We start from the raw sequence: 13290 nt of genomic DNA on the forward strand, positions 1-13290 counted from the left end.
TCCTTAACGTGTTTTAATCATTGGTAAATTAAGATTTTTTTCTTGCGCACAGGCAATCGCGATGTCATAGCCCGCATCAGCATGGCGCATGACACCAGTTGCCGGGTCATTGTGCAATACTCGAGCAATACGCTCTGCAGCTTCATCCGTTCCATCACACACAATCACTACCCCTGAGTGCTGAGAGAAGCCCATGCCTACGCCACCACCGTGATGTAAAGACACCCACGTCGCACCACTGGCTGTATTTAATAACGCATTGAGTAACGGCCAGTCTGACACGGCATCAGAGCCATCTTTCATGGATTCTGTTTCTCGATTTGGGCTTGCTACTGAACCTGAGTCTAGGTGGTCACGGCCGATAACAATTGGAGCCGAAACCTCGCCGCTTCTGACCATCTCATTGAATGCTAAACCTAATTTAGCGCGATCCCCAAGCCCGACCCAACAGATACGCGCTGGCAAACCTTGAAAGCTGATACGTTCACGCGCCATATCCAACCAGCGGTGCAAGTGCTTATCATCCGGTAAAAGTTCTTTCACTTTCGCATCGGTTTTATAGATATCTTCAGGATCCCCTGATAACGCGACCCAACGGAATGGGCCAACACCACGGCAAAATAGCGGACGGATATAAGCCGGTACGAAACCGGGGAAATCAAACGCATTTTCGACGCCCATTTCCAATGCCATTTGGCGAATATTGTTCCCATAATCAAAGGTGGGGATCCCTTGCTGTTTGAATGCCAGCATCGCTTTAACGTGTTCCGCCATGGATTTTTTTGCCGCTAACGCGGTGGCTTGCGGGTCTTGTACACTGCGTTCACGGTACTCTTCCCAGCTCATCCCAATTGGCAAATAACCATTCAATGGGTCATGAGCACTTGTCTGATCGGTCACCATATCCGGTTTTACACCACGTTTGACAAGCTCAGGAAGAACTTCAGCGGCATTCGCACACAGTGCGATAGAAATGGCTTTTCCTTCCGATGTGTATTTTTTAAGACGCGCTAACGCATCATCAAGATCGGTCGCTTGTTCATCCACATAATGGGTTCTTAAGCGGAAGTCGATGCGGCTTTGTTGACATTCAATATTCAAAGAACACGCACCCGCCAATGTCGCAGCAAGAGGTTGCGCCCCTCCCATACCACCTAAACCTGCGGTAAGTACCCAGCGCCCGGTTAAATCACCGTTAAAGTGCTGACGAGCGGCTTCAACAAAGGTTTCATAGGTTCCTTGCACAATGCCTTGGCTGCCGATGTAAATCCAGCTACCTGCGGTCATTTGCCCATACATGGCGAGGCCTTTCGCATCCAACTCATTAAAATGTTCCCAGTTTGCCCAATGTGGCACTATATTTGAGTTGGCGATTAAAACACGCGGAGCATTTTCATGGGTTTTAAAAACACCGACAGGCTTACCTGACTGTACCAACAGTGTTTCATCGCTCTCGAGCTGTTTCAGGGACTCAACAATTTGGTCATAACATTGCCAATTCCGTGCCGCACGCCCAATGCCACCATAGACCACTAATTCATGAGGGTTTTCTGCAACATCCGGGTCAAGGTTATTCATTAACATACGTAATGGGGCTTCAGTGAGCCAACTTTTGGCACTTAATGTGCTCCCCCGCGGCGCCCTAATTTCGATATTTCGATATTTATTATTCAGTCCTGTCACTTGTATACCCTCTTTTATCTGTCCATTAACGACCTTTTACTGTTCTTATAGATATAGTTGTATATACATGTAGGATCAATCAATCTTTTAACATAAAGATTAAAAAAATGTGACATAAAGATATTTTTGTTTAGATAAAACAATTAGATAAAAAACAAGACTGATATTTTGGTGTGTTTTCTTTATTCTAAATATGCCTACCAAGTCACATTTAATTTACAATAAATTCACACCAAATGGGTATGGAAGATAATAGCTCGATACGATAAGCGGAAAATAGGTTGTATATCATTCCGCCCATATATTTACGTGGTGAAATAACTTATGACGTGAAACTACCTTTAAGCTTATAGCGGTGGCCAGGAAACAATAGCTTGGTACTTGTCACCGTGAAAGACTGGGACCAAGTACGCCTTGTAATTAGCAAACAAGATGCGCCGGTGGTTATTTGCAATAACCTTGCTGAACGCTCATCAGCTTCTACAGCCTCAACAATATGCTCTCCTTGTGTTAAAGGAGCTACTTGAGACAAATAATCATGAGGTGTGATCGATAAAAAATTTTGCTGTAAATAATCAGGCGCTGCTAACGCATTGACATATCTGTCTTCAATTTGAACAGGAATATCATTCTCTAAATGAACAATAATAGAGTGGAACACTGCCGTATCCGGCCTGATATTTAACTCATTTGCGAGTGCGGGTGATGCTTGTATTTCTTCGAGTTTAATTATCCGGCAACTATATTTGTGGTTTCTTGCCAGTATTTCCGCTTCAATACTGTGAATTTCAAATAGTGCAGATTGACCTTTTGGCTCAGCCACAAACGTCCCTACCCCCTGCAAACGAACCAACAACCCTTCTGCAGTTAATTCACGTAGTGCTCGGTTTGCCGTCATTCGACTACATTGAAACTGCGTGACTAACTCAGCCTCAGATGGAATCCGGTCATTTGCCTGCCATTCTGCTGTATGGATCTTTTCAATTATCGATTGTTTTACTTGCAAATACAGTGGGAGCGGTGCCCCTTGTTTATCCTTTTTATCGGCTGTCACAGTCATTTCCAATTTAATGATTAAAATCTTAAGTATTAATATGCTATTTATTAAATAGCATACAACACGACATGGGTGCTATCGGACATTTTTTATCCTGACAGTCGCGAATAAAAACATCATGCTTAATTATTGAGCATTTACATAATTAAACGATGCTATTTCAATAAAAACAAACAGAAAACATTTAAGGTATATAGCAGCAAACATCCTCATTCACTGCTATCAATTATTGTTATTTCTGTGGATAAACTGATGGGTCACACATATCACCGTTTCGATGGGTAATGTTGCCTTCATGGACTCTGATGAGCAATGGGTTGCTCCCTTGCTCATAAATCATTTCGACTGGCTCTTGCGCATCCCACACAATAAAATCAGCAACAAAGCCCGTTTTTAACTGCCCATGGCTATTTTCACGGCCTAACGCTTTCGCTGCGTGACGTGTCACGCCAGCCCATACCTCTTCAGGTGTCAGCTTGAATAAGACAGCACCCATATTCATAATAATACGCAATGAAGCAAAGGGACTGGTGCCTGGGTTAAAATCTGTTGAAACCGCCATAGGGACATTGTATTCCCGCAATAATTCAATAGGCGGCAACTTGGTTTCCCTTAAAAAATAAAATGCCCCCGGTAGTAAGACTGCAACGGTTCCGCTCGCTTTAAGTGCTTTAACCCCTTCTAAATCTAGATATTCAATGTGGTCAACCGATAAACCTTTGTATCGAGCAACTAATTCGCTGCCACCTAAATTTGATAACTGCTCCATATGCCCTTTCACAGGAATGCCTAATTTCTGAGCTGCTGAAAATAATTTTTCGCTTTGGGCGAGGGAAAACCCCACTCTTTCACAGAAAACATCGACTGCCTCAAACAAGCCTTTTTCCCATAGTTCAGGCATAATTTTTTGACAAATCAAATCAATGTAGTCATCAGGCTTATCTTTATATTCAACAGGTACTGTGTGAGCGGAGAGTAATGTTGAACTGACTGAAATAGGATATTGTGCAGATAACCGTTTTGCGACTTGCAATTGTTTTTCTTCATTTTCATAGTCGAGACCATAGCCCGATTTCATTTCAATGCTTGTCACCCCTTCTCGAATTAATGCTTCGAGCCTTGGTTTTGCCCGCTCAAATAATTCGTTCTCGCTCATCTTACGTGTTTCTCGCACTGTAGAATTAATTCCACCACCTTGAGCGCTGATGGTTTCATAAGAGACCCCATTCATTCGCTGTTCCCATTCAGAAGCGCGGTCACCACCAAAAACGAGATGTGTATGGCAATCGATTAATCCTGGGGTTATTAATTTACCTTTTACATCAATAACCTGGCAGTCATTTAATTCAATTTCCTGAGTAGGAACAATTGCAACTATTTTATTATCACGAACGACTAAATCATGGTGATTAATAAGTCCATAAGGGGCAGACAGTTCTGGATCCATAGTGGCAATACGGCCATTACGCCAAATAACATCCTGCGAGTGTGTTTTGAATACCATCATTTTTCCTATTGTTATTGAACTGAGTTTTACTCATTGATTCATAAATAGTATAGATATGTATATACAATTAGACTAGCAAGTCCCCTTTTGTCAATGCTTACCTGCAAAAAGGTTATAAATATGTTACTTAGCGCGAACAATCTGCGATTATCACCATTCACCAAAAATGAGTTACACTACCAACCAGAAAAATTGATCACAAAAATACACGATTAACATTATGAAAAAAAAGTTTGGTCTAGAAGATGAAGAGATCCGTCTTTTCAAAGAAGCCATTAGTGGAGCAAAAAAGATCCACCAGGACCAAGTCCTGCACGCACCTGTTCGCACCAAGGTGACACAACCATCAAATAAAAAAGTCATGCAAGAACAGGTTGACGCCTCTTTTTATTTTTCAGATGAATTTCAACCTCAACTTGAACATGAAGGCCCAACGCGTTATTTGAGGCCCGACGCTAACCCTTATGAATTAAAAAAACTTCGTCGGGGTGACTATGTTCCCGAATTATTTTTAGATTTACATGGCTTAACACAAATGGAAGCAAAACAAGAAATTGGTGCGCTCATTGCGGCATGTAAGCGTGAAAATGTTTATTGCGCCTGCATTATGCACGGCCATGGTAAACATGTTTTAAAGCAACAAACGCCATTATGGTTAGCCCAACACCCTGATATTATTGCTTTTCACCAAGCACCTAAAGAATGGGGGGGGAATGCAGCCTTATTACTACTCATTGAAACTGCAGAGAGCGCTCGCCGTTAAGCGCTCATCCGTTCTGTATTATTTTGCAAATAAGAGTTGTGATGGACTCAACATCCATTCTAAATGACTTTTCTGATGAGCCACGTCAATATCAACACATGCCACTGTTGATGTGGTGAACATCGGGGGTTCTTTATGTGGACATAGCTCCGACACTAAATACCCCACCAGCGGTAAATGAGATACAACTAATATCGCATTAGCACCTAGCACAGCAAGGTCTCGAATATGATCAGCCACAAATGCGGCATTCCCACCTGGCGTTAATTGCCTTAAAACTTCCGACTTTGCTGGTAAATCAAGGTGTTGACTCACAACCTGCCTAGTTTGTTCGGCTCTTAGATAGGGGCTCACTAACACCGAATCAATCTTAATACCTTGGTTCTGTAACCATTGAGCCATTAATACTGAGTCGTCTTTTCCCTTTTGAGTCAATGGGCGCTCAGCATCGCTAGGCGCTTGTATCGCTGCATCACCGTGACGCATAATGTAAACTTGCATAATCCACCATCTGAGTAACCTACCTGATTAAGGCGGTTATTCTTTTGTTGTTAAGATAATTGTTGTAAAAGTAACCATCAGTTGGGGTGAAAGGTGATTCTGCATGAAATGTTCAATAAAGAAAATGATTTGAGTGGATTTTTGTCTATGTTTTATCGGCAGACATGACAAAAAACAGATTTATTTTTTTAATATCATAAAGTTAATACAGACAATTTATTATCGTGGATAATCGCTCTGCACGTTCAGAGAAACCTAATACTAAAAACAGGTTCAGTATCAGGCATTAGGCCATTGAATTGACGGTTAAACCGCTACCATTTCAATGACCTACTCTCTCGCTTTTTACTTGCTCTTATTCTTCCATATGATCAGGGAAAAATGTTTGATTACTCTCAGCCATATCACACAATAACTCGCAAGGCTTAAATTTATCGCCGTATTGCATTGCTAAGTTGCGTAGCGTATCTACAGTCTTAGTAATCCCCAAGCTATCCATATACCGAAACGGACCACCAAAGAAAGGCGGGAAACCGATACCAAATACCGCCCCTACATCCCCATCACGTGCACTTTTAATAATCTTTTCATCAAGGCAACGGGCCGCTTCGTTAAGCATCATCATAACGCACCGCTGTGCAATATCCGCTTTAGTCAATGTATTGTTGGGAACTACGCCAATCAGTGAATAAATGGTTTTATCGACTTGACGTTTACTGGCTTTTTTCCAAAACCACAACTTATTAGTGTGATGACCATATTCATAAAAACCTTTGCCGTTTTTCTTACCTTTACGGCCATCTTTAACGACTTTATCGAGAATATCAGGGGCTTTGAAACGCTCACCAAAACGCTCAACTAAAATCGGTAAAATTTTAGTTCCTACATCAATACCGACTTCGTCTAATAGATTAAATGGCCCGACAGGGAAACCAAATTCAACTAAAGCGCGATCAATGTGCTCTATTGACTCGCCTTCAACAAGGCATTGAGCAGCTTCACACAAGAAAGGCGCTAAAATGCGATTTACATAAAAACCGGCATCATCCCCTACGACAATGGCTGTTTTACCTTGACGTTTTGCTAAAGCAACAGCGGTTGCAATCGTTGTTTCGTCTGTTTGTTGGTGAGGGATGACTTCAACCAACGGCATTTTATCGACTGGACTAAAATAGTGTAGACCAATGACTTTTTCCGGGTAAGTCGCATTCTCTGCAATTTGGTGAATAGGTAAAGATGATGTATTAGAAGCAAAAATGGCTTGTTGTTTCGACATCTGTTCAACTTCAGCAACCATTTTTTGTTTTAGAGCCAAATCTTCAAACACGGCTTCAATAACAATATCTGCGTTTTCAAGCCCTTGATAACTCAATGTGCCTGATACCTTAGCCATAATAGCGGCACGTTCTCGGGCTAATAACCGCCGCTTGATAACTCGCTGAGTCAGTAGATCCCAGCTATAACGCAAAGCTTGGGTGACACCTTTATCTGAAATATCTTTAATACGAACCGGCAATTTACCTTGAAAAGCGGTGACATAAGCAATTCCACCCCCCATCAACCCGCCGCCAAGCACACCAACTTGATTAATTTTCAAGGGTGCGGCTTGCGCCCCTGTTTCATTTTTTAACGCAGTGACCGCAAAAAATAAATTACGTAATGCGGCAGACTCTGGTGTCATCACGAGTTCACCGAAGGCTTTCGCTTCTTCTGCGTAACCTGCTTGTAAACCTTTATTCATACCTGTTTTCACAACATGAATAATTTTTTCGGGGGCTGGATAATGGCCTTTGGTTTTGCTGAGCGCTTTTTGCTTTGCACTATCGAATACTTTATTACGTAATAATTTACTGCTTAATAAACGCTGTTGCCAATGGATAGCGGGACGCTGAACGCCCCCTTTTTTCACCATCTTCACTGCAACGTCGAGTAAAATAGGCTGAGGAACGACATCATCAACCAACCCTATTTTCAGCGCCTGTTTTGCTTTTAACTGGCGGCCTGTCAGCATTAAATCCAATGCATGTGGAATACCAATCAACCGAGGTAAACGCTGCGTTCCCCCAGAACCTGGCAATAACCCCAACTGTACTTCGGGCAAGCCTAATTTCGTTTTATCATCATGGGAACAAACCCGCGCATGACATGCCAAGGCAAGCTCTAACCCGCCGCCTAAACACGCGCCGTGTATTGCAGCAATAATCGGCAATGGGTAATTATCGATTTTATCAAATAGTACGTGGCCTGCTTTTGACAACTCACTGGCTTGGGCTTTACTTTCACAGCCAGCTATCATGCTAATATCTGCGCCTGCAATAAAATTGTCTTTTTTCCCTGAGGTGATAACTAAACCTTTTAAACCAGAGGTAGACTGCGCTTGTTGTAAAATGGCAAGGAATTGCTCCGCAAATTCCGCTTTTAATGTATTCACTTTTTCATTCGGTACATCAATGAAGATAACCCCGACGTTTTCATCATAAATTTCTAAACGGAAAGCCTGTTGTGTTTTTTCTCTTGCAACTTCTATAGCAGAATTTTGAGCCATTATTCCACCTCTAAGATCATAGCTGCACCTAAACCACCCGCAGCACAAGCTGTTGTTAAACCAAAACCACCACCCCGTCTGCGCAATTCATTTAGGGTTTGTGTCACCATTCGTGCGCCTGTGGCTGCAAATGGGTGCCCGTAAGCAATAGAGCCCCCTAGGACATTAAATTTATCCATATCCACTTCGCCAATCGCGTTATCCATTCCCAATTTTTCTTGAGCGAATTTACGGCTACCAAACATGTGTAAATTAGCGAGCGTTTGCGCTGCAAAAGCTTCATGCATATCAATCAGGGATAAATCTTGCAGCGATAACCCTGCTCGTTTCAACGCAAGCGGGGTAGCATAAGAAGGCCCTAAAAGCATATCTTCCCATACGTCTATCGCTGAAAATGCATAGCTTCGAATATAACCTAACGGCGTATAACCCAGCGATTTTGCTCGAGACTCGGTCATCATCAGTACTGCTGCGGCACCATCCGTCAACGGCGTGCTGTTCGCCGCAGTCACACTACCGTGCTTACGGTCAAAGGCCGGTTTTAATTTCGCATAGGATGATAATACTGAGTTTGTACGCACATTGTTATCTTGGGAAAAGGCTTGCTTAAAGGGGGGCATATACGCGGTCATAACTTCATCATTTAACGCACCATTTTCCCACGCTTTGGTCGCTAACATATGCGAGCGATGCGCGAGCTCATCTTGCTGAGCTCGGCTAATTTGATAACTTTTCGCCATTTGCTCCGCAGTATCTCCCATACGCAGCCCCGTAGAGTATTCCGCAACCCCGGGAGCAACAGGCGCTAAATCTTTCAAGCGTAATTTCGCTAACAGTGATAATTTTTGCCCAACAGACTTTGCTTTGCTTAATGCTAATAATGTCTCTGCCAATTTTTTTGATACGCCAATTGGAAGCACAGAGGATGAATCAGCTCCGCCAGCAATACCGATAGAAATATCGCCAACCTTCATACTTTGAGCAACGTTAACAATTGCTTGAAAGCTGGTGGCGCAAGCTCGGGATACACTATAAGCATCCGTTGAGACACTCATCCCTGTTCCAAGAACAATTTCCCGCGCAATATTCGGTGCTTCAGGCATTTGTACCACTTGCCCAAATACCAGTTGCTCAATCAGGTTTCTATCTAAATCATTACGGGCTAATAATTCAGCAACTACGGCTTTACCGAGATCGACGGCTGGGATTCCTGCGTATGCCGTAGATTGCTTTGCAAAAGGCAAGCGTAGACCACTGACAATGGCGATCCTTTCATTTGTTTTATCTGTATTTTCACCATGGTTGAGATGTTGATTCATGGTCGCTCCTGCTAAAAGCAAAAATGAAAATTATAGTTAACTAACTCACTAAGCGGACAAAGAGGTCTGACCTGTAGTGATTGTTAACATAAATTTCACAATTATCAATGAGTATTAATAAAAAATGCGAGCAGGTACGCAACTTAGAGTAAAAACCCAACAAATTATCGCAGAAGAAAACAGAGAGGAATAAAGGAAGCCTTTTATCACTGAGCGTTAATTACACTATCGTTTTAGTGATAAAAGGCAAATCAGAGCAAATTCAAACGATTGATTAGCGAAGGCCTAATTGAAAAATCAGGCTTTCAGCTTCACAGCTAAAACTAAACTCAGCCGTTAGCTCAACGCCACCCTCTACAGACTTAATAGAATGGGTTATCTCACAAGGGTCTGACTCAACAGATTTTGCTTTCTCTGTGAGTGTTTTCAACATAGTTTCCGCTTCATTTTGTGTAGCGAATACATGCTGATACGAGGCAGTGCAGTCTTTATTATCTAATACTGTTCCCACATCTACGCAGCAGCAGGCTGCGGTTTCATCCGCGCTACAACGGTTAATCGCATCAGTCATTTTACTCTCCAAAATAAACAAACTGTTAAGTCGCTATCATAACGCTGAAAAAGTGCTAAAAACTAGTGTGTATCAAAATATATCACTAATAATTAAACATAAGTTTGATCTTACCCCGTGTTCGTATACTTTTTGCTCCCAATTCGTCAGTCAATGTTGCTATTTTGTTAAATATGTCGCATTTCTGAAAACAAAGTCACAATAATTGCAAAACAAGCTTGCAACATATCAGGTGGTCAGACCTATACTCTAGTAACTGGTCTGATTTGTCATAACGGCAAGGGACCCTACAATTCTGCGCTTCTTGCGATAGAAGTCGCTTTATTCAAAATAAAACATAAGAGGGTTTTGGTCATGAGCCAGAAAAACCTGTTTTCTAGATCAGCTTTAGCAATAGCAGTGGCAATTGTATCATCCAACGCAGGCGCGGCTGGTTTTTTGCTTAATGAATATTCTACATCCGCACTGGGACGCGCGTTTTCTGGGGCGGGTGCGATGGGCGACAACGCAAGTGAGGGAAGCCGAAACCCTGCTGCCATGATGTTGTTTGATCGTCCTTCTCTTTCTGTTGGTGCCGTTTATATTGACCCAAGTGTTGATATTAAAGGTAAAGGAGGCTCTTTACTTGGTAGTAATACAACAGCAAATGATATTGCGCCAAGCGCTGTAGTACCCAATGCTCACTTTATCTTCCCAGTTAATGACAAATGGGCGGTTGGTACTTCAATGACCACCAACTTTGGTTTAGCCACTGATTTTAATAAAAATTATGCTGCAGGCCCTATTGGCGGTAAAACAGACCTAAAAACTGTTAACCTGAACCTAAGTGGTGCATACCGCGTAAATAACAATTTCAGTTTTGGCTTGGGCGTGAACGCGGTATATGCCGATGCAGAAATTACTCGTCATGCAGGTGACCTTGGCGCCCTAGCACCTAAATTAGGCTTACCTTCGTTCCCTGCCAGCACTACCATGGCTAAATTAACAGGGGATGATTGGGGTTATGGCTGGAATGCGGGTATTTTGTATGAAATCAATGATGATAACCGTTTAAGTTTAAGCTATCGTTCTAAAGTTAAAGTTAAGTTTGAAGATGGCAAATATTCCAATGACATACCTAAATCAATAACTCAGTTGCATGGTACTGGGGGCGAAAAAATCAAAGGTAAGTTAGACCTTAATTTACCAGATATTTGGGAATTCTCTGGGTACCATAAAGTTGCGCCTAAGTGGGCTTTACACTATAGCGTTGCCTATACTGGCTGGAGTGAATTTAAAGAATTAACCGCCTATAGAAAAAGTGATGGCGAACAGTTATTCCATAAACCTGAGCACTTTAAAGATGCTTGGCGTTTAGCACTCGGTACCACCTATTTTTATGATGATAACTGGACATTCCGTACCGGTATTGCCTACGACCAAACGCCTGTACGTTCAGATTACCGTTCTATTTCTATTCCTGACCAAGACCGTTACTGGTTAAGTGCTGGTACCACTTATGCATTTAATGAAAATGCGTCTGTTGATGTAGGGATTTCTTATATGCACGGTAAAAAAGTGGATATTAAAGAAAGATTAAGTGAAGATGTTCCTGAAAGTATCCTTCCAGCATATCATTTCAAATCTGAAGGTTCTGCTTGGTTATACGGTGTAAACTTCAACTATACGTTCTAATCAATCGAATTTTTAAGTATCGGGGAGTCCTCTCCCTGATACTATTATCAATGTCAATTGCTCCATCCCACTCATTTTCAAAACTTAACATAAATTTTCTTGACCCTAACCCGCATCATATGTAAATTAAATGTTAATCACATGAGTTCACCTCATCATTTCTTTATAAAATACATACTATCGCATTTTTAAGATAAATCGCTTTATATTTCATTAGATTATCATTCGTTCTCTGAATGTTCTTATTTGCAAGTACAACTCAATAGCATAATTTATATTGATGATACCCACTAATATATATGGCCTTTCATCAAACTGTATTAATAACGCTATATTCTATTATTGGCTACTGCCGCGAAGGCGTGTAAAAGAGGCAACAATGACGAAAACTTAGGAGGCTGTATGGGAACACTGTTTACTGTCGGTTTTATTGGTGTATTAGGGGTAATAGCCTTAATTGACACCGTCTCTCAACGAGGAAAGCGAGACAATGATTAGTTTTTTATTTATCACTCTCTAGTATCATGCATATACAAGAGAGTGATAAACCTTCCAAAACAATTCAATTTACTAATCTATCGAATCAAGCTGGTCTTCAATTGCTGCTGCATTTGGGTTTTCCATGGCTTTTAACGCACCACCACTTGATAAGAAATCATTACGTTGAAAATAAGCTTCTCTCATCATTAAATACGGGTCTGAAGAGTTCTTCAATAATCCATCTGAATCTAATAACCTTGCTCGGGTTTCAATCCCTTCTAGTGCCCATTTACCCGCTGACATCCAAAATGTGAGATAACTTAGCATTGGATATAAATCATCAACTAAGTCACCCCCTTGTTCCCTCGGTGTTGCACTACCATACCCCGGTAACACCACATAAGGACCATAGCCCACATCGTAATAGCCTAAGGTATTACCAAAACGTTTTGGCTCTTCTTTCGCTAATTGAGGGTTTGCCATTGTCGCCACATCAATGAGTCCCCCCATACCAAAGACAGTATTAAGGAAGAAGCGGTTAAAATGTTTGAAACCTTGAGTCACTTCCCCACGCAGAAAGCTATTTAACATACTTGCAGGTTCTTCAAGGTTAACAAAAAAATTGGTTAATCCATTACGGGCAGGCATCGGGACATAATCATTCCAAGCAACAGCAACTGGCCTCAAAACATAAGGGTCAAGGACGTTATAGTTGAAATTAAACATTGCTCGGTTAAACCCTTCTAAGGGGTCTGAACGCTCATGTGTTTCTGGGTCAATGCTACTTGCACAACCTGCAATTAGCACCCCTGCCAGAAAAACGCCCGTCATGCGAAACTTCATAACACTTCTCCATTCCCTGTACCGTCCTACTGCGGTACTTTTCCACTGTAATAACTATTTTGCTTATAGTAAGGCGAAAAAAAGAATTATGTTAATCCTTTTGAGTTATTCGATTATCATAAAGGTTAATTATACGCCATTTAATAATATTCTTATTATAAGAAAATTGGACAATTAGTACAAAATAGAAATGTGCCCACTCAACCATAAAGATGATAACCACCCTATTTTCGAATGAAAAACAGCCAAATAAATATTTATGGAAGATAAATTCGATTATTTGTCCGTAACAACTTGATTCAATTAGACCTGAACAGTAAAATGCCTTCGCTGTCGTAATTACGACG

The 13290-nt window shown here is 41.5% G+C and carries 10 protein-coding genes; 2 read left to right on the forward strand and 8 right to left on the reverse strand.

The window, feature by feature from the left end:
- Positions 1–3 precede the first annotated feature (3 nt).
- From hutU to hutI, 3 genes are all read right to left on the reverse strand, one after another.
- On the reverse strand, positions 4–1683 hold the full coding sequence (hutU, locus tag PSF42_RS16070; RefSeq protein ID WP_125891347.1) for a urocanate hydratase: 1680 nt from the start codon (positions 1681–1683) through the stop codon (positions 4–6).
- Between the two features lie 322 nt (positions 1684–2005).
- A complete protein-coding gene (gene hutC, locus PSF42_RS16075) occupies positions 2006–2743 on the reverse strand; it encodes a histidine utilization repressor (RefSeq protein WP_213913206.1) in 738 nt (245 codons plus the stop codon).
- 229 nt (positions 2744–2972) lie between these two features.
- The gene (gene hutI / locus PSF42_RS16080) at positions 2973–4244 is read right to left on the reverse strand and encodes an imidazolonepropionase (protein ID WP_272680369.1); all 1272 of its coding nucleotides are present in this window, start codon (positions 4242–4244) and stop codon (positions 2973–2975) included.
- A 223-nt stretch (positions 4245–4467) separates the two neighbouring features.
- Between hutI and smrB the strand changes: the two genes are divergently transcribed.
- Positions 4468–5010 (forward strand): endonuclease SmrB, encoded by a 543-nt coding sequence (gene smrB / locus PSF42_RS16085; RefSeq protein WP_125891350.1) that lies wholly within the window; start codon positions 4468–4470, stop codon positions 5008–5010.
- Between the two features lie 18 nt (positions 5011–5028).
- On the opposite strand, the gene sixA is transcribed toward smrB, so the two are convergent.
- From sixA to PSF42_RS16105, 4 genes are all read right to left on the reverse strand, one after another.
- A complete protein-coding gene (gene sixA, locus PSF42_RS16090; protein ID WP_213913204.1) occupies positions 5029–5511 on the reverse strand; it encodes a phosphohistidine phosphatase SixA in 483 nt (160 codons plus the stop codon).
- A 355-nt stretch (positions 5512–5866) separates the two neighbouring features.
- Positions 5867–8056 (reverse strand): fatty acid oxidation complex subunit alpha FadJ, encoded by a 2190-nt coding sequence (fadJ, locus tag PSF42_RS16095; RefSeq protein WP_272680360.1) that lies wholly within the window; start codon positions 8054–8056, stop codon positions 5867–5869.
- Positions 8056–9375, reverse strand: a complete 1320-nt coding sequence (fadI, locus tag PSF42_RS16100; RefSeq protein ID WP_125891353.1) for an acetyl-CoA C-acyltransferase FadI — start codon at positions 9373–9375, stop codon at positions 8056–8058. The genes fadJ and fadI overlap by 1 nt, the downstream gene beginning before the upstream one ends.
- Before the next feature lie 274 nt (positions 9376–9649).
- On the reverse strand, positions 9650–9946 hold the full coding sequence (locus PSF42_RS16105) for a YfcZ/YiiS family protein (protein ID WP_125891354.1): 297 nt from the start codon (positions 9944–9946) through the stop codon (positions 9650–9652).
- A gap of 354 nt (positions 9947–10300) precedes the next feature.
- On the opposite strand from PSF42_RS16105, the gene fadL reads away from it, so the two are divergent.
- Complete coding sequence (gene fadL / locus PSF42_RS16110) at positions 10301–11620, forward strand: long-chain fatty acid transporter FadL (protein WP_272680361.1); 1320 nt, start codon at positions 10301–10303, stop codon at positions 11618–11620.
- A 570-nt stretch (positions 11621–12190) separates the two neighbouring features.
- Here fadL and mlaA read toward each other — a convergent pair.
- Positions 12191–12943 (reverse strand): phospholipid-binding lipoprotein MlaA, encoded by a 753-nt coding sequence (mlaA, locus tag PSF42_RS16115; RefSeq protein ID WP_125891356.1) that lies wholly within the window; start codon positions 12941–12943, stop codon positions 12191–12193.
- Positions 12944–13290 lie beyond the last annotated feature (347 nt).

Origin of the sequence: Providencia sp. PROV032, from assembly GCF_028484875.1 — a bacterium.
Lineage (GTDB): Bacteria > Pseudomonadota > Gammaproteobacteria > Enterobacterales > Enterobacteriaceae > Providencia > Providencia rettgeri_E.